Here is a 26,349-nt window from a genome sequence, read left to right on the forward strand (position 1 = left end):
GCTATATTGAGAACTGTTATCGTTGCCGCAGATAAAAGGACGACATCATGATGTATCGAGCGACGGCCTTGCTGTTGGCCGCCTGCCTGGTCGGCTCCCAGGCGGCAACTGCCCAGCCCCAATCACGGCCGCAGGCCCAGGCTCCGGCCCCGGCGGCGCAGCGCGTGGTATCCCTGGGCGGCACCGTCACGGAAATCGTCTATGCGCTGGGCCAGGGCAATCGCCTGGTGGGCGACGACCTGTCCAGCCTGTATCCGGACGCGGCCACGAAATTGCCGCGCGTGGGCTATTACCGGGCCACGCCCGTGGAAGGCGTGCTGGCGCTGAAGCCGGACCTGGTGCTGGCCTCGGAACAGGCCGGCCCGCCCAGCACCATCAAGCAACTGGCCAGCGTGGGCGTGCGCGTGGAGACCGTTTCCGACCAGCCCTCGGTGCAGTCGTTGCACAAACGCATAAGCCAGATCGCGCAGGTGCTGGGCACGGAGGCCGCGGGCAAGCAATTGATCGAGTCCGTCGACCGCGACCTGCAGGCGGCGCAGGCGCTGCCTGCCACCCATGCACGCGCGCTATTGATCATGAATCGCACCGGCACGCCGCAAGGCGCGGGCGGCGGCACCGCTGCCGGCCTGGTCCTGCGCCTGGCCGGTCTGCACAATGTGCTGCAGGACCAGCAAGGCTACAAGTCCTTGTCGGCCGAAGCCTTTTCCGCGCTGGCGCCACGGGTACTGGTGGTCACCAGCACGTCGGTGGAGGCGTCCGGCGGCCTGGACAAATTGCGCGCCATGCCCGGCATCGCCGGCACCCCGGCCGCGGAATGCATCGTGGTCATGGACGACTTGCTGGCACTGGGCACCGGCCCGCGCCTGGGGCAAGCGGTACGCCAGTTGAAGGAAACCGACTGTGTCGCTCGCCAAGGCTCGCAGCGCACGCCCGCCTGAGATGCGCACGCGTGCTGCGCTCAAGGGCGATGCGGCGCTGCTGGTCCTGGCCGTGGCCGTCGTGGCCGTGGGCCTGTTGGCCGCGGCCAGCGGTGCGGTACACATTCCCGCCGCCGACGCGCTAAGGCTGCTGTGGTCGGACACCCTGCACAAGCCCGACGATGAATTGTGGCGCAATGTCCTGATCAATATCCGCCTGCCCCGCGTGGTGTTCGCCGCGGTGGCCGGCGCGGGCCTGGCCGTGAGCGGCGCTGCGCTGCAGGCCCTGTTCCGCAACCCCTTGGCCGAACCGGGCCTGGTCGGCATCTCCGCCGGCGGCGCGCTGGGCGCCGTGGCCGCCATCGTGCTGACCAGCGGCGGCTATGCGGTAATCGCCCCCGCCGCCTTTGCCGGCAGCCTGGCCGCCACCGCCTGCGCCTATGCCATCGGGCGGCGCGCGCCGGGCGTGGCCGGACTGCTGCTGGCCGGGGTGGCCATCAACACCGTGGCCGGCAGCCTGATCGGCCTGTTGACGTATCTGGCGTCGGACAACCAGTTGCGCGACCTGACTTTCTGGAACATGGGCAGCCTGGCCGGCGCCAACTGGCGTCTGCTGGCCTTCCTGGCGCCGTGGACCCTGCTGTGTGCGGCGTGGCTGGTCAGCCAATGGCGCGTCATGAATGCCTTGCTGCTGGGCGAACGCGAAGCGGGCCACCTGGGCTATGCGCTGACGTCGGTGCGGCGGCGCCTGATCATCGCCACCGCGCTGATCGTCGGTCCGCTGGTGGCCGCCACCGGTGGTATCGGTTTTGTCGGACTGGTGGTGCCGCATCTGGTGCGCATGACGCTGGGCGCCGATCATCGCCGCCTGATGCCGGCATCCGTATTGGCGGGCGCGCTGGCGCTGCTGCTGGCCGACTGGCTGGCGCGCGTGGCGGTGATCCCGGCCGAACTGCCCATCGGCCTGGTCACCAGCCTGGTGGGTGGTCCCTTCTTCCTGTGGCTGCTGGCGCGAGGACGCCGATTCTGATGGCGCGATTCCGATGACGCTACAAGCCGACAATATCGATGTGGCACGCGGCGCAGGCGGCAGCCGCCAGGACCCCGTGCTGACCCAGGTATCGCTGTCGGTACAACCGGGCAGTGTGCTGGGTTTGCTGGGCGCCAACGGCGCCGGCAAGTCCACCCTGCTCGCTGCATTGGCGGGTGAATTGCGTCCCGGCGCCGGCCGCGTCCTGCTGGACGGCGTCGACCTGCACGAAGTGCCCGCGCGCAAACAGGCACGGCGCCGCGCCGTGCTACCGCAGAAGCCGTCGCTGACCTTCGACCTGGGCGTGCGCGATGTGGTCTCGATGGGCGCCTATCCCTTTCCGGAATTGAATCCGGACGAGGTCGACGCGCTGGTCGATGGCGCACTGGCGCAAGCCGGCGTGGCCTTCCTGGCTGAACGCCGCTATCCCGAACTATCCGGCGGCGAGCAACAGCGCGTGCAATTCGCGCGCGTGCTGACGCAGTGCCGCGCGGCCGCGCGTAACGGCGCGCCACCGTATCTGCTGCTGGACGAACCCATCTCCAGCCTCGACCCCAAACACCAGATCGAGTTGCTGCGCACCGTCTGGACCCTGGCGCATGAAGACGGCCTGGGGGTGCTGGTCATCGTGCACGACATCAACCTGGCGGCGTACTGGTGTGACCGTTTGATCATGCTGGCCGACCGCGGCATCGCCGCTGAAGGTGACCCGCCCGCGGTGCTCACACCAACGATGTTGCGCAAGGTATACGACATCGATGCCGACGTGATGCCGCATCCGCGCCAGGCGGACAAGCTGCTGGTGCTGGCCCGTGACTAGGCCTTGCGCGTGATGCTGTCCTGCGATGCGTCCCACTGACGTCGACACGAGTATTTATGCGATGAAAGATCGCAACGCTTGCTGATATTCAAGCACACCGCGGCGTAATCAAATTCCAAAAAATCGCCGCGGAACGTTCCCCGAGCAGTGCCCCACCTACACCTCTGCGTACGCGCCTCGTCACGCGTGCGGGCACTCATCAAACTCTGGGAACTCGACAATCATGAAACGTCATTCGATCGCAATCGCCATCGCCATCGCCGCGTGCAGTGCAACCATGCCGGCAAACTCGGCAAGTGAAGTCACGCTGTTCGGCGCCATCGACGTCGGCTATCAGTATCTTCGCGTCAAGGGCCATGGCACTTCCAATGGCTTGATCAGCGGCGGGCAAGGCGCGTCGCGCTTCGGCCTGCGTGGTTCGGAAGACCTGGGCGACGGCCTCAAAGCCAACTTCATGCTGGACGGCGGCTTCAACGCCATGAACGGCACGGGCAGCATCCCAAGCCGCGGCGTGTTCAATCGCAGTACGTGGCTGGGCCTCAGCGGCAATTTCGGTGAGTTCCGCATGGGCCGCCAGACCCTGGCCGCGCCGGACATGACCGATATTTTCGGCCCCTTCGGATCGAGCTACAAGCTGGGAGGCCTGGGCAGCGCCATCAACGCCAACACCACGCCGCGCGGCGACAACACGATCAAGTTCATCACGCCCAACCTGGGCGGCTTCCAGGCCACGGCCAGCTACTCCTTCGATGCGCATCTGGCGCAGAACAAGGACGGCCTGCTGCGCAACGATGCGCTCTCCAAGGATGTGAAAGACCGGGTATTCAGCAGCGCGATCGGCTATGGCGTCGACTGGTGGAAGGTGGTGGCCTACTATCAGCAGGCTTCACTGGAATCCGGCACCAGCACCAATGGGGTGCACCACGACGTTTCCCCGCGCGAATACGGCCTGGGTGGCAAGATGTCCTTCGGACCGACCACCATCCATGCAGGCTGGGCGCAGCACCGGGACGCCTACATCAACGGCGTGCATCCCAACAATGCGGGCCAGGAGGCCGTCTTCCGTGGCGGCGTGGTGAATGGATATACGTTGGGCGCATCCTACGAACTGGGTGCAGGCAAGCTGCTGGGACAGGTGCAACTCAACGCACCCAACCACAACGTCCGCTACGGCGGTGAGCGTGCCAGCAAGCAGAAGGTATACAGCCTGGGCTACAGCCATGAAATCAGCAAGCGCACGAATGTGTACTCGTACGTTGCTTATCTGGATGGCGCCTGGTGCGACAAGGACGCCAACGCCACGCAGTTCATCGTAGGCATGCAGCACCGCTTCTGATCCTGGAAAAAGGCCCGCCGCTCCCGGGCCTTGATCTGGCGATGAGTTGCCTTTCTGTGTGCCATTCAGTGCGATGAACAGGCCGCAACCGCGACGCGGTTGCGGCCTTCATTCACCTGCCTTTGCTGAACAAGGCATTCAGTTCCGCGCCGGACGCCGCAGCGGCGAAGCCGTCGAAGCGCCCCTGCGCCAGCGCCTGCGCCGCATGCATGGCACCAGCCCAGGCGGCCCGCGCAAGCGCCCCGCCCACGCTGACGCGGCGCACGCCCATGGCGGCCAGATCCTGCAGCGTGAATTCGGACGGTGCGCTCACCAGTACATTCACCGGCTTGGGCGCCACCGCCTTGACCACCGCTTCGATATGCTCGCGGGTCTTGATGCCGGGGGCGTACAGACAATCCGCGCCCGCTTCCGCGTAAGCCCGCAGGCGCAGCAGCACATCATCGATATCCGGTTTGCCGGTGAAGAAATTTTCCGCGCGGCCGACCAGCAGCGTGTCGCCGCCGTTCTCGTCGATGGCCCGGCGCGCGGCCTCGATACGCGCCACGGCCACGTCCAGGGGGAACAGGGAGCCGTCGGCAGCGCCGGTGGAGTCTTCGATCGACAGCCCGGCCACGCCGGTCGCCACCGCCAGCCGCACGCTCTCGCCCACCGCTGCCGCATCCGCGCCAAAGCCGTTCTCGAAATCCGCGTTCACCGGCAGATCCGTGGCCGCGACCAGTTCATGCAAGTGTGTCAGCACAGCGTCCCGCGCGACATGGTTGTCCGCCTGCGCCTTGGACCAGGCATACCCCGAACTGGTCGTGGCGACCGCCTTGAATCCGAGGCTGGCCAGATAGACGGCGCTGCCGGCATCCCAGGGATTGGGCAGCATGAAGCAGCCGCTGGTGTGTAAAGCATGGAAGGCAGCGCGCTTTTCCGCGACGGTTCTTGGCATGCCTATCTCCTATAGACAGAATTTATGTATGTATAAACACCACATGTCATTGCAGCGCAGGCAATTCTATTAAATTCGGACGATATATCGCTACATAACAAACGCACAAGGGAGAAAGGCATGGCGCCTTCCATGCTTTGCACCGAAAAACATAGCGTCAATATCATCAAGGGCCTGCGGGTGCGCATGCGCGACGGCGTCGAGCTGAACGTCCGCATCACGCGTCCCGCGACGGAAGGCCGCTATCCCGCCGTCCTCGAATACAACCCCTACCGGCGCCTGGACCACGCGCAGGCCAGCTTTCCGCCGGCCGTACCCTATCTGGCCGAACACGGCTACGTCGTGGTGCAGTTCGACGTGCGCGGCACGGGCAGCTCGACCGGGTCCTCGACGGACGCCTACTCGGACGACGAGCAGCAGGACGGCTACGACATGGTCGAATGGGCCGCGCAGCAGCCCTGGTGCACGGGCGCCGTCGGCATGATAGGCAAGTCCTACGGCGCCACGGTGCAATGGCAGGTTGCCGGCAGGAAGCCGCCGCATCTGAAAGCCATCATCGTGCGCTCCGGCAGCAATGACATGTACGAGGACACCGCCTATCCCGGCGGCTGCCGCCGGCCATGGCGTTTCGAGTTCTTCGCGCCGAACATGAACGCGTACAACTTCGCGCCGCCGGATCCCATGCTGACCGGCGCGGACTGGTCGCGCGTCTGGCAGCAAAGGCTGGAGGGCAGCCAGCCCTGGAGCCTGAACATCTTTCGCAACGATACCGACAGCGAATACTGGCGCGGCAAAAGCATCAAGGGAAATTTCCAGGACGTCGACTGTGCCGTTTACCTGATCGAAGGCTGGGCCGACTGGTATGCGAATGCCGAACTGGAGGCGTTCCGGCAGTTGAAGAGTCCCAAGAAGGTCGTCATCGGCCCTTGGGGCCATTACTACCCCGAAGAGAAATTCGCCCTGCCCGGCCCTCGTATCGATACCCGCATCGAATACTTGCGCTGGTTCGACCATTGGCTCAAGGGCATCGCCAACGGCGTCATGGACGAGCCGCCGGTGACGGTGTTCGTGCGCCAATGGCAGCAGCCCTCGCTGCTGACCTTGAACGAACCGGGGCATTGGCACGCCGACACCCACTGGCCGCCCGCCGCGTCCGCCGTGCAGACTTTCTATCTGGACGCGGCATCCGCAGGCCTGGCCACCGCGGCGCCGAACGCCGGGGCGCCGGCTGCCAATTCCCCGGGCGCTGACGCGGTCAGCTACGACTACCGCCCCACCGTGGGCCTGGCGAGCGGACGGGTCGGCCTGGGCAGCACATCGCCGTGGGGCATGCCCGGCGACCAGCGCATCGACGATGCGTACTCGGCCTGCTTCACCACGCCGCCGCTGGACCGCAAGATGGCACTCCTGGGGCAGCCGCTCGCCGTGCTCCATGTCTCGTCCACTGCCGAGGTGGCCTGGTTCAACGTCAGGGTCTGCGATGTCGCCCCGGACGGCACATCCCGCCTGCTGAGCCACGGCGGCCGGCTTGCCACGCACCTGGAAAGCCATGACCGGCCCAGCCCGCTGGTACCCGGCAAGATCTACGAACTGCGCTTGCCGCTGCGCGACCTGGCCTATGAGATCGCGCCTGGCCATCGCCTGCGCATCGCGGTCTCCAGCGCGGATTTCCAGAATGCCTGGCCGACCGGGATGGCCGCGCGCAACACCGTCCATTGCAGCGCCAGCCATCCCTCGCGCATCGAGCTACCGGTGCTGCCCGCGGGCGCGCAAGGACAGGAGCCGCCCGCCTTCCAGCCCTCGCCTCACCCTTTGCCCTCCGCCGTGGAGGTGCCCAAGGCCACCTATACCCTCAGCCACGACCTCGCCGCCGACACCGTCACCTGCACGCTGGGCGCCACGGGCGACGGCACGGTCCGCCGTTCCGACTACACCGTGTCCAACCAGGATCCGGCGCGGGCGTCGATCATTGCCGAGGTTCGTTATCGCGCACCGCATCCAGGCCTGGCCATCGACGTCGAATCGAACTGCCAGACCACCAGCACCAGCACCGAATTCACGCACGCCGCCCAAGTGACCATACGCATCGAAGGCAAGGTGCATTTCCAGAAAAGTTGGGCTGACAGCGTGCCACGCAACTACGCATGACAAGGGGAAGCACTATGCGTTTGAAACGACGTGATTTTCTGTTGGGAACGGCCGGCACGCTGGCTGCGCTGGCGGGGCCGCGGACCCTGCGCGCCCAGACGAAGAAAGATACGCTGGTCATCGGCACACGCTCCGCGGCCACGTCGGCGGACCCGCACTACGCCAATACGCAGCCCAATATCGACTACGCCTCGCACATCTTCGAGAAGCTGGTCGAGCGTGACGAACACTCCAAGCCCACCACCGGCGGCCTGGCCGAGTCGTGGACGCTGGTCTCCGACACGGTGTGGGAATTCAAGCTGCGGCCCAATGTGCTTTGGCATGACGGCAAGCCCTTCACGGCGGAGGACGTCGAGTTCACGCTCAAGCGCGTGCCGGCCCTGACCGGCACGCCGGGCGGCTTCGCCAGCTATATCAACGCCATCTCGAAAATCGAGATCGTCGATCCCCTGACCATACGGCTGCATACGTCGGCGCCGTACGCCAACCTGCCGCGCGGCGTGGGCACGATCTACATCGTTTCCAAGCATGCCGGCGCCGACGCCAAGCCGGAGGACTACAACAGCGGCCGCGCCGCCATCGGCACCGGCCCCTATCGCTACGAATCCTTCAAGCAGAACGAGGAAGCGGGCTTCGTGCGCAACGACAGCTACTGGGGCCGGAAAGCGCCCTGGCAAGCCGTGCGCCTGCGCACCCTGGCCAATGACAGCACGCGCATCGCGGCCTTGCTGGCGGGCGATATCGACATGGCGGACCAGATCCCGACCTCCGACATCGCGCATCTGAAAACCGCGCCCAACGTGGCGGTCGACCAGACCGACGGCATGCGCTCGATTTTCCTGTTCCCCAATGTGTCGCGTGATACCGACCTGCAGTTCATCAAGGCGATGGACGGCTCGCCGCTACCGCACAATCCCTTGCGGGACTTGCGCGTCCGGCAAGCGCTGTCGCTGGCCATCGACCGCAAGCTGCTGGTCGATCGCCTGATGAACGGTGGCGCGGCCGCGAATGGCCAGTGGATACCGGCTGGTGCGTATTCCTACAATCCGGCCATCCCGGTGCCGGTGGTCAACGTGCAGGAGGCGAAGCGCCTGCTGGCCGAGGCAGGCTATCCCAAGGGCTTTCGCATCACCTTGCACAGCCCCAACGACCGTTATCCCAACGATGCGCGCGTGGCCCAGGCCATCGGGCAGATGTGGACCCGCGCCGGCCTGGCGGTCGACGTCGCCGTCATGCCTTATGCCGTTTTCGCGCAACGCGCGCGCAAGCAGGAGTTCGCCATCCACCTGATCGGCTGGGGAAATTCGGCGGGCGATGCATCGACAGGCCTGATGAACGTGGTCGGCTCGTACAACACGGAGACGGGCTGGGGCGTGGCGAACGAAGGGCGCTACAGCAATCCCAAGCTGGACGCCATGACCGCCAAGGCGTTGGCGACGATGGATGAGAAGTCGCGCGAGCAGCAATTCAAGGACGCGGTCAAGGTAGCCGTCGACGATCTGGCCATCCTGCCGCTGTATCAGGTCAACCCCGTCTGGGCCGTGCGCAAGGGCCTGCACCACAATCCCCGCGCGGACGAACGCACTTCCGCGATAGACATGTCGGCCTGACCGGTCGGGCACTGCCTCCGATGATTCGCTGGAGAGGGCGGCGTATGAGCACGCTCGTCAGTCAGATACTCGATCATCGAACGTCCAGAGCAAACGCCCGAGCGATGCGCGACGCGACCTCGTCAGCGCTGATATCCCCCAACCGCAGGTCCTTTGGTGAAATCGTCGCATCGCTTCTCACATGATCCAGGAAGCGCAGAAGGTCGTTTCCGATCTTGGGGGGCAAGGAAAACCTGGTCTCTGGACTCAGCAGTTGAGAAAGACGGAGCACGTCATTGAGATGCTTGCGAATATCCTTGCCGTCAATACTGGCACCTTGCACCCTCCGTTCGCTCAAGTCGAGCCACGCTATGGCCTTCAATGGAATCAGACATTCTTCGGTAGCCCATGACAATCCGTCCACATCCCGGCGAGCCGAGTGGACGAACTCGTAGTAGGCATCATCAAGCAAGATTGCTGACAGGCTGGAAACTGCGTCACCCATCGGAATGGGCGTCAGCTGCGCACCCGGGGCCAAGGCCAGTCCATCGGGTGCCCGGGCGAAAAGTTCAACCATGCTCGGAAATTCCGTGTTGGCAGGCTTGTGAAATCGGTAAAAAACAGGCTTTCCCGTATCGCTTGCTTGGCGGATTGCATAGTCACCCGCCTCGACAAACCTCCAGAATGCCTCACCGAAGGCCGGGGTGAGGGCCTCGATGTGCAGAACGATGTCGAGGTCCTTGGTGGAGCGAAAGGGGAGGCCGGCGCTTTCCATCGTCAGGCTAGCCGCCGTGCCACCAATCAAGACGTACTGGCCGGAATATTGCGAAAACCATTCCCGGAAGTGATTCAGACCTTTGACCATGGAAGTTGTTTCCCTATTTGCTCCAAGGCAATCAGGACGCGGTCGTCCTCATCGTCTTGCAGGCTCAGGATCAGCGATAGCGGATCTACCGTATCCTGCTGGGGAACAAGAGCGGGGCTGTAGTTCCATAGCTGCCATTCATGAGCGCCGTCCATGGGTGCCGGTAACTCCCGGACTCCCGCGTCGGCCGCTGCCTTCCATTCCGCAAGGGTGACTGCACACACCGGCCACGCTGGCTCTGCCAGCATCGAGTGACGGCTCAAAGCGCTGAATCCAGCAAGCCTGGGGGAATCGATGGCCTCGCCAGGATTCATTACCCATACCCTCCGCCGGAAAGGCGTTCGCATCATGGGTCTGGCACGCTCCCAGGTCTCTTGCGCTGTGAACTCCATTCGCAGCCAGCGCGTGCGTCCGACCGAAAATGGCGTGCTCAAGCCGACTGCAGTCAGTTCCTTGGCAACGCGAGACGACGTCATCGTCGTATAGCCCAACGCGCTACCCATGGCGGCGGGCTGCCATTCGCCTTGCCATGGCCGTTGCAACAATGCAGTGATCAAAAGAGCCTGCGCGGAAGGACTCAACCAGGTCCCGATAATGGGGGAGCGTTGCCGGAAGTATTCTCGAAAATCGAAGCCCAGGTCGGGGACGTAAAGCTGATTACCTGGAACGATGAACGGCACTTTGTACTCGATCAGGCGTCGGCGTTCGTGGGACGCCAGCGCTTCAACCACGTAAACAACCGGCTGCTCCGTGTACGTTTGGACTGCCTCCAACCACTTTCGTATATCACTTAATGAATGCCTCTCCTCCCCGGTCCCCACAGCCAAAACGACTGACTTGCCATTTATCGCCAACCGACTGTAATGAAACGCGTGCTGCAGGTAGTAAGGGAGCTTTGTTGCGTCGGACCACCCACGAGCGAGCCGCGTCGGAAGCCCAAGAACTTCGTCCAGATATCGTCGCACTGCGCTTACCGGCGTCATCGCACACCTCTCAATAACATCATTTTTGCACGATAACATTGCTCATGTTATCGTGCGAATGTAATGTTATCAAGCGACGCGAGGCGCTGCATTTTTGCGATCCTGGGAGAATGCGCCCACCGAGCATCTCCTCCCGACCTGTCGAATTATGTCGATGCGGTCAGGTTCCCACCCGCAACGGCCGCCTCGGGATTAACATCGCAAATCCGTAGCAAACCAGGAAATCAGCAATGCTCCCAGCCATTCAACCGGGTCCGGTCTTCAAGGACAATCTGCAGAAGCTGCCGTCCATCGACGGCGTGCAGCGTATCGATCTCATCGACGGCAAGGGCGCCGTGGTGGGGGACATTCCGCATCAGCCCGGCAAGCTGGGCTCGCTGGCCATTTACCAGTACCTGGCTCAGGCCTTCGGCAAGCTCGACGCCAATGCCGCCGAGCATGGCCTGGCCGTGTTCGCCGAATTGGCGGAAGACGCGCGCCAGCACCCGGGCTCCCATCCCAATATCGATCGTCTCACGGCCATCGCCGCCGGCGGTGAAGCGCTGCGCATCGAAATCATCAAGGGCGCCTGATCACTGCCTGGCGAGCCCCGCCAACCGATTGCCGGCGGCGGACAGCCCTGCTGCCGATGCGGGGAACGCCCTGGGCACAATGGTCGAATCAAACGGCCGCGGCGACTACACGCGCCTTCAGCCTGGGCGCGGCGAAATCCAGGAAGACGCGCACTTTCAAGGGCAACACGCCTTCGCGCGCGTGCAGCAGATTGATGGGCCAGGGCGGCGGCTCGTACGATGCCAGCACGATCTTCAGGGCACCCGACTGCAGCGCGCTCAGCATCTGATAGGAAACGACGCGCGTCACGCCCACACCCGCCACGGCGGCATCGACCGCGGCCTCGGCGGTACTGACGGCCAGCCGTGAGTGGACGGGAACCGCGATCGGCGCTGCGCCCGCTGCACTCCCGGCAAATGTCCAGACTTGCCGCGAGGCCATCTGCTCGAACGTGATGCACGCGTGCGTGCCGAGTTCACGCGGATCGGTGGGCGTCCCCCTCTCGGCCAGGTAGGACGGACTTGCGCACACCACCCGCCGGACCAGGCCGATAGGCGTCGCCCGCAAACTGCTATCGGGCAGCTCCGCAATGCGCAAGGCAATGTCGATATGTTCTTCCACCAGATGTACCGTGCGGTCCGTCAGCATCAGCCGCACGTCGATCTCCGGATAGCTTTTCAAGAATTCCGCCACGACGGGCAGAAGGTGCAGGCGGCCGAACACCAGTGGCGCCGTGATGGCCAACTCTCCCCTGGGCACCGCATACTCGCCTGTCGCCGCCCGCTCCGCCTCGCCGACCTGTTCCAGGATCTGCCGGCACGCCGCCACATAGGACAGCCCCGTATCGGTCAAGGTAAGGCGGCGGGTGGACCGCTGCAGCAGCCGCGTCTGCAGATGTGTTTCCAGCTCGCCGACTTTGCGGCTTACGGTGGCCAGGGGCATCTTCAATTGCCGCGCTGCCGCCGAAAAGCTGCCCGCCTCGACGACGGCCACAAGAATGCCCATGGATTCGAAGCGGTCAGGCATATTTCCAATAATTGAGAATTTGGTTCTCGATATTAGTGGATTATCCCCTCAGGCTGGAAAGCCTAAGATGGCGCTCCGTTGCCCCGAAGATGGCGCCCGCGCACGGAAAACTTCTGCCACGGCGCGCCTCAGGGGCCGGATTCCCGGAGAAACCCGTGCCCAGCCTGTCCTTGCCCACCCAGCCAGCCGAGCCACGCCCGCCTGCCACGCGCAGACCGGCCTCGGTCAAGCATCTCCCAGTCAACCTGTTCGCCTCGGTGATGGGATTGGCCGGGCTTTCCATCGCGTGGCGCCAGGCCAGCAGGGACTTCGAACTCAGCCCGGTGATGGCCGACATCGCGGGACATCTTGCCCTGGTGGTATTCGCGCTGTTGGCGGTGAGCTACCTGATCAAGGCGATCAGGCATCCCGGCGCTGTGCTGGCCGAGTACCGCCACCCCGTGGCGGGCAATTTCTTCGGCACGATCACCATCGCCATGCTGTTGCTGTCGACCGTCCTGACAGCCATGAACCAGATGCTCGCCATTCTCTTCTGGACCGTCGGCGCGATCTTCACCATCGCCTTGTGCTTCGCCATCACCGGTCGCCTGATGCGCGGCAAGATCGACATCGCGCATGCCGTGCCGGCCTGGTTCATACCCGGCGTCGCCACCCTGGACATCGTGGTGGCGGGCGGCGCGATGCCGATGGCATGGGCGCATGAAATCAATATGTTCGCCCTGGCCATCGGCACCGCCATCGCGCTACTGTTCTTCACCATGATCATGTCGCGCATGATCCACCATGAACCCCTGCCCGCCAGCATGATCCCGTCGCTGTTGATCCTGATGGCGCCCTTCGAGGTCGGCTTCCTGGCGTACACCAACTTCACTCAGCACATCGATACGTTCGCGGGGCTGTTGTTCTACGTCGGCCTGTTCATTTTCCTGGCCGTGGCGCCCAAGGTGTTCCGCCGCGGCGTTCCCTTCGCTTCGGGATGGTGGGCAATCAGCTTTCCCATGGCCGCGCTGGCCCTGGCATCGCTGAAATACGCAGCCTACACACAAGCCTGGCCCATGCGGGTGATCGCGGCAGGCTTGCTTGGCCTGCTCAGCCTGGCGATCGTGGTGCTGTTCGCCAAGACGATACGTATCCTTCTCAACGGCCAGCTGCTGGCCGGTTGAAGGCAGCTTGCGATGACAGCGCCCCAGCCTCTGCCCGATCTGCTGTCGCAGAACCTGTCCGTCGTGTTCTGCGGCATCAATCCGGGCATGCGCGCCGCGCGCAACGGGCATCACTTCGACGGCAACGGCAATCGCTTCTGGCGCACCCTGCACCTGGCCGGCTTCACACCCGCGCAGCTGCGCCCCGAAGAAGATCGCCGCCTGCTGGAATACGGCTGCGGCTCGACCGCGGTCGTCGCCCGGCCAACCGCCAGCGCCGGCGAACTGAGTTCACACGAGTTTCGCGCCGCCGCCGCGGACCTCGCGCGCAAGATCGAGCACTTTCGTCCTGCGTATATTGCGTTCCTGGGCAAGACCGCCTACGCCGCGATGAACGGGCGGCGGCAGCTTGACTGGGGCGAGCAGCCGGCGACCTTCGGCGGCGCGAAGGTGTGGCTGCTGCCCAATCCCAGCGGCTTGAACCGCGCGTTCAACCAGGACGCCTTGGTCGAAGCCTATCGCGCCCTGGCAGTGGCGGCCTTGCCTGAGGGCCGTGTTACCTGACGCTCACGCTGACGTCAGGCGTGCCTGCCGTCACGGTCGCGGTCACGACCTGCGCCACCACGTTGGTTCCCGCAGGCGCGGTGGCACCATCGGACAGCAGCTTGTTGACCTTCTTGATGTCGCAGGTCAGGCTGGCCGGCGTCATCGTGACGACCGCATAGCCCTGGGCGTCAGTGTCGGCGTACTTGATCCATGACCCCGAGTTCTTCACCGTCGTCGACAGCACATCGCCAACATAGTTCGTGACGTCGGACACCACCAGGCCGGCCAAGGCGTCGAAAGCGTGGTCGGCGGCCTTGAGCGCGCCGATATAGAAGCCCAGCAAGGACGTGCTGGATACGCTGGGGGTCATCAGGTCGACCATCACGGGCGTGGGCGTCGCCGCATCGTAGTCGTCCATGACCTGGCCGGCGAAAATCGCGTGCAGGTCGCCCGTCAAGGCCACCACGTTCTGGATGCCGTTGGTCTTCAGATAGGCCATCAGGTCCTTGCGCTCCGCATCGTAGCCGTCCCACTGGTCGCAGTCGAACAGGTAAGTGGCGAAATACTGGAAGAAGGATGCGTACCCGGTATTCAGCGTGGTCACCAGGCTGTCCGCCACGCCCGCGGCGGCCACATTACCCGCCAACGGCGTGATCAAAGCCTGGGTCAGCACCAGATCGCCGGCGGCGATGGCCAGCGTCGTGCCCTGCGCTTTCGCCAGCAGGTATTTCTTGCCGAAGCTGGTCAGGTCGCCGGCAATGGCGGCGGCCAATTGGGTCTGCACCGGCGCCAGCGTCGGCACCGCCGTGACAACACCGGCAGCCAGTTGCGGCCCCAGCTGCAAGGCGGCAACCAGGTCCACCTGCATGCGCATCAGCGACACTTCATTGCCCCACAGCTTCCACGTCGTCTTGCCATTGGCGGCGCTCATCTGGTCCTTCCACCATTGGCGCTGGACGTCCCCAAGAATGGACACCGATGCGTTCACGCCCCCGCCCGCCAGCTTCTGGGTCTCGACGGCCTGCAACAAGGGCCGCGGCACCAGGTAGCGGCTGCCGATCTCGCTGCCGCCCGTGAGGCTTTCGGAGATCAGGTGGTCGGCGCGGTAAAGGCGCTCGTCGGTCATCACCAGCGTAGCCAGCTTGCCGAAGCTGAAGGAACGATAGATCTGGATGTCCAGGTACTGATCGCCCGTCATGCTGTCGTCGAACGTCACGTCGGCCAGCATATATTCATACCAGGCCTGGTTGGCGCCGCGGCGGCGCGACGGCTGGGCCACGCCGGTGCTGGTATCGCCAGCATCGTTATAGGTACTGTCGTCACCCCAGCAATCGTCCGAGAACTCGTGGTCGTCCCAGATGGCGATGAAGGGGAAGCGCGCGTGCAGAGCCTGCAGGCGCGGGTCGGAACGGTAGGTCTTGTACAGCGCGCGATAGTCGTCGATGGTGGTGGCGTACACGTCGTCGCCCACCTTGGTGCCGCCCGCCAGCTTGTCCACCAGCGGGGGATGGACGTCTTCGACGGCCACCTGGCGCGTGGCCGACGCGCGCTCGTAGATATAGTCGCCGACGTGGACGATGAACTTGATGTCCGGGTCCTCGGCGTTGACCAGCGCGTCGAAGGCGCCCCAGTGATTGGCGTTCCAGTCCTGGCAGGTGATGAAGGCGAACTTGAGGCTGGCGACGTCGGCGCCGGCGGCGGGTGCCGTCCAGGTGCGGCCGGCGGTGCTGGTCGCGGTGCCCGTCAGGAAGCGGTAGTAGTAGTTGGTGTCGGGCGCCAGGCCGGTCACCTTGTGGCGAATCGTGTAGTCCCATTGCGGCAGGGCGTTGACCTCGGTATCGACGACCAAGGCCTTGAACTCCGCATCGGTGGCCACCTGGACCCGCGCCGACAACGTGCTGCCCGCGCCACCGTCCAGGCGCGTCCACAGGATGATGCTGTCCGGCTTCGGATCGCCCGAGGCCACGCCCAGCGAGAAGCCGGTGCCGGTTGGGGTGGTGACGGGCGGGTTGCCGCCGTTGTCGCCCGTGCCGGTATCCGAGTCGTCATCGTCGTGATCGCCGCCACAAGCCGTCAGCAGGACAGGGCTGGCGACGGAGACGCTGATGAAACCACTCCATTTGAGGAACCGACGACGATCCATGGCTATCCCTTTTTGTTCGCTTCATGCCGCGAAGCGTGTGTGAAATCGAGGCGCCCGGCAGCGCTGCCGGGAAAGCCGCATTTACACACAGGGAAGTGTCAGTGAAGTGACAGACAGGGCGTTGCCGCCCTGCCCCGCGCCAAGGCTACATCCGCCAGGACAAGGTCAGCATGGCGTTGCGCGGATCGCCGTAGTAGTTGCTGATGCCCGTGGCGTCCACCTTCTTGTAGTAGACCTTGTCGAAGATGTTGTTGACGTTCAGCTGCAGGCGCACGTTCTTGTTGATGTCATACGCCGCCATGGCGTTGTAGATGGCGTAGCCGCCCTGCTTGGCCGTGACGCCGCCGCCAGTGGCGTAGATGCTGCTTTGCGCCTGCACGCCCGCGCCCACGGTCAGGCCATGCAAGGCGCCCGGAAGCCGGTACGTGGTGAAGATGCGCACCAGATGGCGCGGATCCAGCGAACGGATCGGCAGCCCTTCGTTGCTGGCCGAGGAGTCCTTCAGATACTTGGTCAGCGTATTGGTATAGCCCGCCATGATCTGCCAGTCCGGCGTCAGTTCACCGGAGGCCTCGAGTTCCCAACCGCGGCTGCGCGTCTTGCCGCCGTCCACCTTGCAATAGCCCGTGGGATAGTTGGGCAGGCAAGGATTCGGGCTGCTGGCGTCGTCCATCGCCTTGCCCTTGTTGGTGATCTGGAACAGCGACAACGACGTATTCAGGCGGCCGCCGAAGAATTCGCCCTTGATGCCCGCTTCGTAGTCGTCGCCACGGATGGGGTCCAGCAGATTGCCGCCGCTGTCGTAGGCCTGCTGCGGCTGGAAGATCTGGCTGTAGCTGCCGTACAGGCTGAAGGTGTCGTTGAGGTCGTAGACCACGCCGCCATAAGGCGTGATCTCGTTGTTCACGCGATATTTGGCCGTACCCTGCAGGACTTCGTAGTCGTACCACGTCGCGCGCGCGCCCAGCATCACGGTCAGCGGATCGGCCAGCGAGAAGCGGCCCAGCGCATACAGCGCCTGCTGCTTGACGACGTTGTTGCTGGCTTCGTAGTAACTGCCGCCCGCATAGCTGGTGGGCTCGGGATACGTGCTGTAGGAATCCCAATCACGGATATCGATGTTTTTCACGGTGCCGTAGCTGGCCATGCCGCTGGACGCCGTGGTGCGCACATAGGTGCTTTCCGCGCCGACGGTCAGGTGGTGCTTGCGGCCGAAGGCTTCGAAGGGACCATTGGCCGTCAGGGCGAAGGCATTCTGGTCGCTGGCACTGTTCGGATAGTCGGAGGTGGCGACGTTGAAGAGGTAGGGATTGGTCTTGCTGGCACGCGTGATATAGGTCTGCGTGAAGCCGCCGTCGAAGTAGCGGAAGCGCGTGTTCATGGCCGTGGCCTTGAGCTGCCATTCATTGTCGAAACGGGTTTCGACGCTGAGCATGGCCTGCTCGTTCCAGCGGTTCCACTGGTTCCAGTCGCTGCCCAGATAGGTGCTGCGGCCCAGGTCCAGCGCCGAGCCGTCGAAGTCGCGCGGCAGGCCGCCCCAGGCGCCGGTGGCCTTCAGCTGGCTGTGCTCGAAAGACGCGGTCACCGTGGTGTGGTCGGTGATGTCGGCCTGCAGCACGCCGTAGAAGACGCGGCGATGCTCGTCGCGCGCATCCTGGAAGAAGTCCTTGTCGTCGGTCACCGCCACGATGCGGCCACGCAAGGTCTGGCTGTCATTGAACGAGCCGGAGATGTCCGCGGTGGCGCGGCGCCGGTCCCAGGAACCCAGCGTGCCGGTGACGCTGGCCTGGAAGTCGCGAGTGGGAAGTTTGCGCACCAGGTTGACCGTGGCCGAGGGATTGCCCGAACCACGCAGGATGCCCGACGACCCGCGCAGGATTTCGATACGGTCCAGCACGGCGGTGTCGGGTTGGACGAAGGCCGAGCCGCTCTGGTACATGTTGATGCCATCGACCTGCAGCGAGTCGATCTGGTAGCCACGCGAGAAATAGGTCACGCGTTCGCTGTCGGTGTAGTCCACCGTCACGCCGGGTACGTTCTGCAGCACGTCGTGCATGTCGGGCAGCATGCGGTCGTCCAGCAGCTGGCGCGAGACGATGGTCACGGGTTGCGGCGTCTCGCGCACCGATTGCGCGCCCTTGAAGATGGTCGAGCTGGAACCGCCGTAGGTACCCGACCCTTCGGTGGTTGCGGGATCCTGCCGGGCCGTCACGCTTACGGCGGCCATCGTCACGCCCTGCCCTGCGTCGGCGGCCGTGGCGGGGGCCGGCGCGGGCTCCAGAACATAGGCGCCGTTGTTCATGCGGCGAGGCTGCCAGCGGCTACCTGCCAGGGCCTGGCGCAATCCGTCATCCACGGTGTAGCTGCCTTGCACGCCAGGCGACCTCGCGCCCTGCAGCGCATCCGCGTCGAAGGTCAGCGCGATGCCGGCCTGGCTGGCGAACTGGTTGATGACATCGGCCAAGGGGCCAGCGGCGATGCGGTATTGCTGCGAGGTAGCGGCAGCGGCGGCGGGCGCCGCTTGGGCCACGGACTGGGCCAGGCCCGGCGCGCATTGCAGCGACCAGGCCGCGCCGAGGATGAACGCCAGGTGCTTGGGAATGAAGGAAGAACGACGGGAAGCTTTGCGGGTAGGGGAAACTGCGCGTTGAGGCATATCGAGTCCGAACAGATGTAATGGCTTTCGGACGTAAGCCGAACGAGCGGCAGGAAATCGGCAGATTAATTTGTAACCTGGATGAAGAAAGGCAGAAGCCCTTGCCGTCAACGACCTTGGCATGGAAGTCGAGGGGCCCAGCCTCCTCGACACGCCTCGTGCAAGGGGGGCGAGGGCCCAGGCTTCTTCAAGCCGCGCGCGCCTCGATCCAGGTCACATACGGCGTCAGGCGCCGGATGCGCACGGGATAGCTGTTCTCCAGCGCATCCAGCGCAAGATCGGTCCGCGCCAGGGGAAAGGTCCCCGACACAGGCAGCGCGGCCAGGACATCGTCCACGAACAGGAGCCCAGGGCGATAAGCCCGCAGCTTCTTGACGAAGTCGGCCAGCGGCAGGTTCACTACCATCATCGACCCTGTATGCCAGGCGGCGAACACTTTCGACGGCCGGCGCTGCAAGGGTCCGACCTCGATATCGGAGAAGTCCGCGCACTCCCCCGCCTGCACGAATTGCGCCGTCGCCCCGGGCCCACAAGGCACCACCCGCACGGCAGCCTGGTTGACCCGCACCCTGCTGCGGTCCCCCTCGATTCCGACGGTGAATTCAGCGCCCTCGGCGTAGACCAGCCCTTGCTCGGTCTGCACGCTGAGTGGGCGGCGCGACGACGCCTCCGCCCCTTGCGCCACCTGCGGCCCTCGCGTCTGGACGTAGACCCGCCCACTGCGCAGTACGATGCGGTCTTCATCCGGCGTGGACACCACATCCGCCGCGCTGTGCGTATCCAGCACGGCAAGCACACCGCCCGCCAAGGGCACACGGGATATCTGCCCCACGGCGGTCCTGAATTGCGCGTTCCAGGCGCGCCATTCCGCCGGCACTTCCGACAGCAGCATCCCCAGGGGCACGGCCGACGCTCCCAACAAGGCCAGCCGCAATACCCGGCGCCGCTGCGCATTCATACGCTGGAACGTGGGCGCGGCAATCTCCCGCGGGACGTCCGTGAAGCAGCGCTGCACGGCCTCCACCCTGCGCCAGGCCCACTGATTTTCCGGACTGCGGGCGAACCACTGCCGCCACGCATCATGCACCGCGCCCTGCCCGGGCGCCTGCGCATCGGCGGCCATCAGGCGCGAGAACCAGCGCGCGGCTTCCTGCGCCGCCTCGCGCTGCCGCGCGGACAGGGATCCCTGGACCTCCATGCCGCCCCTCAATCCAGCAGCAGGCAGCAACGCGCCATGGCCTTCGCCATGTAGTCACCGACCGTGCGCACCGATACACCCAGGCGTTGCGCGATGACGGCATAGCCTGCGCCATCCAGCATCGCCATCAGGAAAGCCTGCTTGACCTTGCTGCCGAGGCCATCCAGCATGCGGTCCAGCTTGATCAGGCGTTCCTTGACCAGCGCCTGTGCCTCCAGGGAAGGCTGATGTTCCTGGGGCAAGGTTTCCAGCACCTGCAGATAGGCCTGCTCCAGCGCCCGGCGCCGCCACAGATCGATGACCAGGCCACGCGCGACGGTAGCCAGATAGGTCCGCGGCTCCCGCAGGCTTGCCGCCACGCTGGACTGCAGCACGCGGATGAAGGTGTCCTGCGCCAGGTCGGCCGCATCGTTCTGGCAGCCCACGCGGGACCGCAACCATCCGGTCAACCAGGCGTGATGACTGCGATAAAGCGCGGTAAAGCTCTGATGGGCGACGGGGTTCGAAACTTCCCCAGCGGCGAACGGCGGCATCATGGTACGGTGGGCAAGATTTACTAATGAGAAACGATCTTATTCTTATTTGTATCGAAACATCAAATTTTGGAGGCTGACGCGTCGCTTAAGTGTTGTTATGCGGCACAGGCCGCCGGCGCGCTACCATCCTCCAGGATCATCGTCTCCATGCAATCAGCCAAGGACACCGCATGCAAAACTCAATGCCTGAATCCGCGTACGACCAGTTGGTCGCCGCCATCGACCGTGCCTGCCTGGCGAAGAAGGACACCGCCGTGGTCGATGCCGCCGAAGCCCTGGGCATGAAGGAAGTCGCCAGCACATGGAAAAACGCCTACTGGCAATATGAACTGAGGACCGAGACGGAAGGCACCGTCACCGTCATCCACGGCTGGCACGATCCTGCCGGCCCCAACCCAGGTTCCCCCGAGGCCGAACTGTTCGAGCTGACCCGCGCCACGCCGCCCGCCACGTACCGAAACCAGTACGAGTAGTCAGCGCGCCGCCGTCTCCAGCGTGCGCGCCACGTCCAGCAGGGAATGCAGCGCCGGGTTGGCATCGTTGCGGCGCCAGGCGATGGCCACTTCCTGGTCCAGATACGGCGTGCGGTTCGAGATAGGCACATAAACCACCTTGGGGTGGATCAGCGAGGTCAGGTTGCCTGACACCAGCGCCACCGACAAGCCTGCCGCGACCAGGCAGATCACGCTGGCCACCTGCGAACACTCCTGCTCGATGTTCGGATAGAAACCCGCCGCGCCGCATACGGAAATCAGCTGCGCGTGCGCCGCGGGCACCTTCTCCTTCGAGAAGGCCACGAAGGACTCCCCCGCCAACTGCCGCAAATCGATGCGCTTGCGGCCCGCCAGCGGATGGCTGCGCGGCAAGGCCACCACCAGCGCGTCGCGCTTATAGAAACGCGTCTGGATATGCGGCGCGCCCGTCGGCAGCGGCGTGCGCAACATGCCGACATCCAGCGCGCGCCCCTGGATCTGATCCAGCTGGTCCTTGGTCGTCATCTCGACCACGCGCAAACGCACCTGGGGAAATTGCTGCCTGAAACGGTTGATCAGCTCGGGCATGAAGCCGTAGCCCACACTACCGATGAAGCCGATGGCCAACTGCCCGGTTTCGCCACCACTGGCCCCCAACGTACGCTGGATCGCCACCTCTTCGTAGCGCAGCCATTGATAGGCCTCTTCCAGGAACACGGTGCCCGCCGGCGTCAGCGCCACCGAGCGCTTGTTGCGCACGAACAGCGGCGTGCCGATCAGCGCCTCCAATCTCTGGATGGCCTGGCTCAACGGCGATTGCGCGATACCGGCGCGCGCGGCGGCACGGCCGTAATGGAGTTCCTCGGCGACCGCGATGAACTGGCGCAGCAGGCGGCTATTGATCATAAAGATACGTTATGTCTCACAGACCAATGAATTATATGTTGGACGCGGTTTTTCCTGCTTACTAGACTGCCCGTTTCAAGCGCGTGCGCTTCCGCATGCGCTGAACCTGGAGCCCCTGTATGCCTGCCTCGCCTACCCTGTCCGACCGCGCCTGCCAAGCCGTCGAGGATCTGCTCGGTGCGCAGCTGCCCTGGGATGGCGCGCCCGCTGAACGGCTGCGCTTCCATGGCGCCGCCCCGGCCTTCGATACGCCGCATGCGCTGGCGCTGTCGGCCGGCGCGGCGATTGGCGCCTACGCACTGACGGTGGAGAAATGGTGGCACCTGGCCACCGGCCAGCACCAGACCGTCGCCATCGACTGGATGCAGGCCGCGGCATCGCTCAATCCCGGCCACTTCCAGACCCAGAACGGCTACAACCTGCCGGCGCTGTCCCTGCTGACCGAACTGAAGGCCGACTTCTACCGCACCGCCGACCAGCGCTGGTTCTTTCCCATCGGCTCGTATCCCCATCTGCGCGACGGCGTGCTGGAACTGCTGGATTGCGCCAACACGCCCACGGCGCTAAGCCGCGCCATCGGCCGCTGGACCGGCGACGACCTGGAAACCGCCTTCGCGGAAAAGCGCCTGCCGGGCATCTACGCGCGTAGCACCGAAGAATGGCGGCGCCATCCGCAAGGCGTGCTGCTGGGGCAGTTGCCCGTCATCGAAGTCACCAGGATCGGTGACAGCGAGCCCGAACCGCCGCGTCCCGGCGCGCGGCCGCTGGCTGGGCTGCGCGTGCTGGACCTGGGCCATGTGATCGCCGGCCCGGTCGTGGCGCGTTCGTTGGCTGAACACGGCGCCGAAGTGTTGCGCATCACGCCGCCGATGAACCAGGATCCCTTCCGCCAGACCATAGACACCAACATCGGCAAGCAGTCCGCTTTCCTGGACCTGACGGACGACATGGATATCCAGCGGGCCCGCGAACTGATCAGCGGTGCCGACGTGGTGGTGCAATCGTGGCGCCCCGCCAGCCTGGCGCGCCGGGGCCTGGGCGCCGAAGACGCTGCCGCCTTGCGGCCAGGCGTCATCTACGTCAGCGTCAGCGCCTACGGCGACAGCGGTCCCTGGGCCGAACGCGGCGGCTTCGAGCAATTGGGCCAGACCGTATCCGGCATCGCCATCGATGAAGGGGTGGCCGGCGGCAAGCCGCGGGTCGTGCCGACGTACCTGCTGAATGACTACCTGACGGGCTACCTGGGCGCGGCAGGCGTCATGCAGGCCCTGCTGCGCCGCGCCCGGGACGGCGGCAGTTATCACGTCAAGGTGTCGCTGACGCGCACCTCGATGTGGGTGCAGAGCCTGGGCCGGGAACCTGGCTTCACGCCGCGCGCGGACCGGCGGCATTTTTCCGAAGGACTGACGCCGCTGCTGGAAACCCGTACGTCGGCCTATGGCGTACTGCGGCAGTTGCCTCCGGTGGCGCAGTTCTCGCGGACCCGGGCCCATTGGGCTCTGCCGCCCGCCCCCAATGGCGCACACCCGGCCGCGTGGCTGGAGGACGCTACAGGATGATTCGACACCGACCGTTCCGCCCCTGACGCAGCAACGCTTACCAAGATACCTATAAAAGGAGACAAGCATGCTACCCCCCATCACCTTCAAGCGCGTTAATCGCCCACTCGCCTCGGCACTGGCTTGCCTGGGACTGGCCGCCGCCCTGCCCGCGCACGCCGCCGATGCTTATCCCGGCAAGCCCATCACCCTGTTGATCGGCTTTGCGCCCGGCGGCCCCACCGATGCCATCGGCCGCGTGCTGTTCAAGCGGGTATCGGAAATTCTCAACGTGCCCATCATCATCGAGAACCGGCCCGGGGCAGGCGGCAATATCGGCACGCAGGAACTGGTGCGCGCCAAGCCGGACGGCTACACCCTGATGTACGGCACGTCGTCGGTGACCACCGCGCCCGCCCTGTTCAACCGTGCCGACCTCGATCCCACCAAGGCTTTCGACGTCGCCGGTTGTTCCGTATCCGTGCCCCTGATCCTGCTGGTGCCCAAGAGCGACACCTCGGCCAACGCCGAGGACTTCTACAAGGCGGTCAAAGCCGATCCCGCCAAGTACTTCCAGGGCTCATCCGGCAATGGGTCGATCGACCACCTGGTGTCCATGGACATCGCGGGGCGCCTGGACCTGAAGTTTCAGCACGTGCCTTACAAAGGCAATGGCCCCGCGCTGACGGACCTTGCCAGCGGCAACGTCAACTTCATGTATTCCGGATCGTTCAACAGCGCCCTGCCCTTCATCAAGGACGGCCGGGTCAAGGCCCTGGCGGTGACCTCCGGCCACCGGTCGCCGGCGCTGCCCGACGTGCCGTCGCTGAGCGAAAGCGTGGCGGGGCTGCGCGGCTTCGATGCAGGCACGTGGCAGTTGCTGGCGGCGCCCAAAGGCACACCGCCTGCCGTGCTGGCGAAATTGAACGAGGCGGTGCAAGCCGCCATGAAGGATGCGAAGGTCAAGGAGAGCCTGGACTTCCAGGGCGCCGAACCGATGAACATGGACCAGAAGCAGTGCAGCGCCTACATCGGGCAGGAATACACGCGCTGGTCGAACACGATCAAGCGGCTGGGCCTGAAGTCGGAATAAATCGGAGACCGATATGTACAAGCCATTCATGAAGAGGCTGCTGGCCGGCGCCGGCCGGGGCCCAGGCCTTGTCTTTGCCCTTGCCGCGGTCCTGTCCTGGCTGCCCACCGCCGCACACGCAGCCCAGGCTTACCCCGACAAACCCATCCACCTGATCGTGCCCTTCCCGCCCGGCGGCGGTACGGACACCCTGGCCCGGGTGCTGGCCGAACGCATCGGCGCGCAATTGAAGACCAGCGTGATCGTCGAGAACCGACCCGGGGCGGGCACCGTGGTCGGTAGCGACTACGTGGCGCGCAGCGAACCCAACGGCTACACCATCCTGCTGAACACATCGGCCCACGCCATCAACGACACGCTGGTACCCAAGCTTCCCTACGCAACGGAGAAGGCCTTCGCGCCCATCGCCATCGTGGGCCGCGCACCGAACGTGGTGGTGGTGCGCCCGGACAGTCCCTTCAAGACCATGAAGGATATCGCCGACTATGCCAAGGCCCACCCGGGCAAGCTGACCTTCGGGTCCTCGGGCAACGGCACCGCGGTGCACCTGGCCGCCGAACTGTTCAAGGAGATGGCGGGCGTTTCGCTGACGCACGTCCCCTACAAAGGCGCCAGCCCGGCGATGACGGACCTGATTGGCGGCCAGATCGACATGTTCTTCGGTACCGCCGGCGCCGTCACGCCGCTGGTGAAAGCGGGCAAGCTGCGCGCCGTCGCCATCACCAGCACCGCGCGTTCGCCCTACTGGCCCGGCATCCCGACCATCGCGGAAACCTGCCCCGGCTATGCCGCCGACGTGTGGTACGCCCTGTTCGCCGCCGCCGGCACGCCGCCCGCCATCATTGCCACGTTGAATCACGCGGCCATCGAGGCCACGCAATCCGACCTGTTCAAGCAGCGCATGGGGAGCGAAGGCATCACCAACGTTCCCAACTCGCCGGCGGATCTGGCGCGCTACGTGCACGAGGAAATCGCGCGTTGGCGCAAAGTGATCCAGGACGGCCACGTTTCCATGGGATGACGACGAGAACCCATCCGTAATTACAAAGGCAGAGGAAGCATCATGAACGACCAAGGAAGGCTGGCGGGCAAGATCGCCATCATCGTCGGCGGCGGCCAGCAGCCGGGCGGGACGATAGGTAACGGACGCGCCGTGGCGGAACGCTTCGCCGCGGAAGGCGCCACGCTGCTGATCGTGGACATCAACCCCGAATGGGCAGACGATACGCTGCAGGCCGTTACCGCGCTGGGTGCCCAGGCGTCGACCCTGCAGGCCGACATCACCTGTGAAGACCAATGCCGTGCCATCGCGCAGACCTGCGTCGAGCGCTACGGCCGCGTGGATATCCTGCACAACAACGTGGGCCGCTCCACCGGCGACCGCCGCACCACGGAGCTTGACGTCTCGGCCTGGGACGCCATCATGGACATGAACCTCAAAGGCATGTTCATGACCTGCAAGCACGTCCTGCCCTTGATGATCGCGCGGAAGTCGGGGTGCATCATCAATGTTTCCTCCACGTCTTCACTGGCGGCGCGCCCCACGCTGACCTACAAGACCAGCAAGGGCGCGGTGAATGCGCTGACGCAGCACCTGGCCATGGAGAACGCGGCGCACGGCATTCGCGCCAACGCCTTGCTGCCGGGCCTGATAGACACGCCCATGGCCATCGAGCGCCGTGCGCGTGAACGGGGCGTGCCCCAGGAACAGGTACGGGCGGAACGCGACGCTCTGGTACCCATGGGGCATATGGGTACCGCCTGGGACGTCGCGAACGCCGCGTTGTTCCTGGCCTCGGACGAGGCCAGATACATCACCGGCGTACTGCTGCCCGTCGACGGCGGGCTGTTGGTCAAGCGCGGCTGAGCAAAGTGCTGCCTGCGGTGCGTACCGGCGCGGCGTTGCGGTCCGGGG

23 protein-coding genes are annotated in these 26,349 nt (G+C 64.9%); 14 read left to right on the top strand and 9 right to left on the bottom strand.

Features of this window, described 5'->3' with window-relative positions; all coding sequences use genetic code 11:
• Positions 1-47 precede the first annotated feature (47 nt).
• The 4 genes from CEY05_RS21215 to CEY05_RS21230 all read left to right on the top strand — a co-directional run bounded on the left by CEY05_RS21215 (position 48) and on the right by CEY05_RS21230 (position 4,103).
• Positions 48-938, top strand: coding sequence for a hemin ABC transporter substrate-binding protein (locus tag CEY05_RS21215; RefSeq protein ID WP_233161631.1), 891 nt, complete (start codon positions 48-50; stop codon positions 936-938).
• Between the two features lies 1 nt (position 939).
• Positions 940-1,947, top strand: coding sequence for an iron ABC transporter permease (locus tag CEY05_RS21220; protein ID WP_088597712.1), 1,008 nt, complete (start codon positions 940-942; stop codon positions 1,945-1,947).
• A 13-nt stretch (positions 1,948-1,960) separates the two neighbouring features.
• A complete protein-coding gene (locus CEY05_RS21225; protein ID WP_088597352.1) occupies positions 1,961-2,767 on the top strand; it encodes a heme ABC transporter ATP-binding protein in 807 nt (268 codons plus the stop codon).
• Between the two features lie 223 nt (positions 2,768-2,990).
• On the top strand, positions 2,991-4,103 hold the full coding sequence (locus CEY05_RS21230; RefSeq protein WP_088597351.1) for a porin: 1,113 nt from the start codon (positions 2,991-2,993) through the stop codon (positions 4,101-4,103).
• Between the two features lie 112 nt (positions 4,104-4,215).
• Here CEY05_RS21230 and CEY05_RS21235 read toward each other — a convergent pair whose 3' ends face one another.
• Positions 4,216-5,040 (bottom strand): oxaloacetate decarboxylase, encoded by an 825-nt coding sequence (locus CEY05_RS21235; RefSeq protein ID WP_088597350.1) that lies wholly within the window; start codon positions 5,038-5,040, stop codon positions 4,216-4,218.
• Positions 5,041-5,160: 120 nt separating this feature from the next.
• Here CEY05_RS21235 and CEY05_RS21240 point away from each other — a divergent pair, with 120 nt between their 5' ends.
• Entirely contained in the window at positions 5,161-7,188 is a 2,028-nt protein-coding gene (locus tag CEY05_RS21240; protein WP_088597349.1) for a CocE/NonD family hydrolase, read from the top strand.
• 14 nt (positions 7,189-7,202) lie between these two features.
• Positions 7,203-8,798, top strand: coding sequence for an ABC transporter substrate-binding protein (locus CEY05_RS21245; protein ID WP_088597348.1), 1,596 nt, complete (start codon positions 7,203-7,205; stop codon positions 8,796-8,798).
• 73 nt (positions 8,799-8,871) lie between these two features.
• Here the strand turns inward: CEY05_RS21245 and CEY05_RS21250 are convergent, their stop codons facing one another.
• Both CEY05_RS21250 and CEY05_RS21255 read right to left on the bottom strand, forming a co-directional pair.
• The gene (locus CEY05_RS21250; protein WP_233161632.1) at positions 8,872-9,642 is read right to left on the bottom strand and encodes a hypothetical protein; all 771 of its coding nucleotides are present in this window, start codon (positions 9,640-9,642) and stop codon (positions 8,872-8,874) included.
• The gene (locus CEY05_RS21255; protein ID WP_233161633.1) at positions 9,627-10,373 is read right to left on the bottom strand and encodes a hypothetical protein; all 747 of its coding nucleotides are present in this window, start codon (positions 10,371-10,373) and stop codon (positions 9,627-9,629) included. The genes CEY05_RS21250 and CEY05_RS21255 overlap by 16 nt, the downstream gene beginning before the upstream one ends.
• Before the next feature lie 482 nt (positions 10,374-10,855).
• On the opposite strand from CEY05_RS21255, the gene CEY05_RS21260 reads away from it, so the two are divergent.
• Entirely contained in the window at positions 10,856-11,197 is a 342-nt protein-coding gene (locus CEY05_RS21260) for a DUF2322 family protein (RefSeq protein ID WP_088597346.1), read from the top strand.
• A gap of 88 nt (positions 11,198-11,285) precedes the next feature.
• Here CEY05_RS21260 and CEY05_RS21265 read toward each other — a convergent pair whose 3' ends face one another.
• Positions 11,286-12,203 carry a LysR family transcriptional regulator gene (locus CEY05_RS21265; protein WP_088597345.1) on the bottom strand — a complete coding sequence of 306 codons (918 nt, stop codon included), beginning with the start codon at positions 12,201-12,203 and terminating at the stop codon, positions 11,286-11,288.
• A gap of 155 nt (positions 12,204-12,358) precedes the next feature.
• Between CEY05_RS21265 and CEY05_RS21270 the strand changes: the two genes are divergently transcribed.
• Positions 12,359-13,366: an SLAC1 anion channel family protein gene (locus CEY05_RS21270; RefSeq protein ID WP_255407778.1), complete on the top strand. Its 1,008-nt coding sequence runs from the start codon at positions 12,359-12,361 to the stop codon at positions 13,364-13,366.
• A gap of 12 nt (positions 13,367-13,378) precedes the next feature.
• Positions 13,379-13,909: a G/U mismatch-specific DNA glycosylase gene (gene mug, locus CEY05_RS21275; RefSeq protein WP_088597343.1), complete on the top strand. Its 531-nt coding sequence runs from the start codon at positions 13,379-13,381 to the stop codon at positions 13,907-13,909.
• Here mug and CEY05_RS21280 read toward each other — a convergent pair.
• From CEY05_RS21280 to CEY05_RS21295, 4 genes are all read right to left on the bottom strand, one after another.
• Positions 13,902-16,034 (bottom strand): alkaline phosphatase, encoded by a 2,133-nt coding sequence (locus tag CEY05_RS21280; protein ID WP_088597342.1) that lies wholly within the window; start codon positions 16,032-16,034, stop codon positions 13,902-13,904. The genes mug and CEY05_RS21280 overlap by 8 nt on opposite strands.
• Positions 16,035-16,179: 145 nt before the next feature.
• Entirely contained in the window at positions 16,180-18,690 is a 2,511-nt protein-coding gene (locus CEY05_RS21285) for a TonB-dependent receptor (RefSeq protein ID WP_088597341.1), read from the bottom strand.
• 187 nt (positions 18,691-18,877) lie between these two features.
• Positions 18,878-19,888, bottom strand: a complete 1,011-nt coding sequence (locus tag CEY05_RS21290; RefSeq protein WP_088597340.1) for a FecR domain-containing protein — start codon at positions 19,886-19,888, stop codon at positions 18,878-18,880.
• A gap of 8 nt (positions 19,889-19,896) precedes the next feature.
• Entirely contained in the window at positions 19,897-20,421 is a 525-nt protein-coding gene (locus CEY05_RS21295) for a sigma-70 family RNA polymerase sigma factor (RefSeq protein WP_088597710.1), read from the bottom strand.
• A 185-nt stretch (positions 20,422-20,606) separates the two neighbouring features.
• Between CEY05_RS21295 and CEY05_RS21300 the strand changes: the two genes are divergently transcribed.
• Complete coding sequence (locus CEY05_RS21300; protein ID WP_088597339.1) at positions 20,607-20,897, top strand: hypothetical protein; 291 nt, start codon at positions 20,607-20,609, stop codon at positions 20,895-20,897.
• Here the strand turns inward: CEY05_RS21300 and CEY05_RS21305 are convergent, their stop codons facing one another.
• Positions 20,898-21,803: a LysR family transcriptional regulator gene (locus tag CEY05_RS21305; RefSeq protein WP_088597338.1), complete on the bottom strand. Its 906-nt coding sequence runs from the start codon at positions 21,801-21,803 to the stop codon at positions 20,898-20,900.
• Positions 21,804-21,922: 119 nt separating this feature from the next.
• Between CEY05_RS21305 and CEY05_RS21310 the strand changes: the two genes are divergently transcribed.
• From CEY05_RS21310 to CEY05_RS21325, 4 genes are all read left to right on the top strand, one after another.
• Positions 21,923-23,362 (top strand): CoA transferase, encoded by a 1,440-nt coding sequence (locus CEY05_RS21310; RefSeq protein WP_088597337.1) that lies wholly within the window; start codon positions 21,923-21,925, stop codon positions 23,360-23,362.
• 67 nt (positions 23,363-23,429) lie between these two features.
• Positions 23,430-24,434, top strand: coding sequence for a tripartite tricarboxylate transporter substrate binding protein (locus CEY05_RS21315; protein WP_088597336.1), 1,005 nt, complete (start codon positions 23,430-23,432; stop codon positions 24,432-24,434).
• Between the two features lie 13 nt (positions 24,435-24,447).
• Positions 24,448-25,455: a tripartite tricarboxylate transporter substrate binding protein gene (locus CEY05_RS21320; RefSeq protein ID WP_233161634.1), complete on the top strand. Its 1,008-nt coding sequence runs from the start codon at positions 24,448-24,450 to the stop codon at positions 25,453-25,455.
• Positions 25,456-25,497: 42 nt separating this feature from the next.
• Positions 25,498-26,301: an SDR family NAD(P)-dependent oxidoreductase gene (locus CEY05_RS21325; protein WP_088597335.1), complete on the top strand. Its 804-nt coding sequence runs from the start codon at positions 25,498-25,500 to the stop codon at positions 26,299-26,301.
• Positions 26,302-26,349 lie beyond the last annotated feature (48 nt).

The organism is Achromobacter sp. HZ34, assembly GCF_002209485.1.
Classification (GTDB): Bacteria; Pseudomonadota; Gammaproteobacteria; order Burkholderiales; family Burkholderiaceae_B; genus Bordetella_C.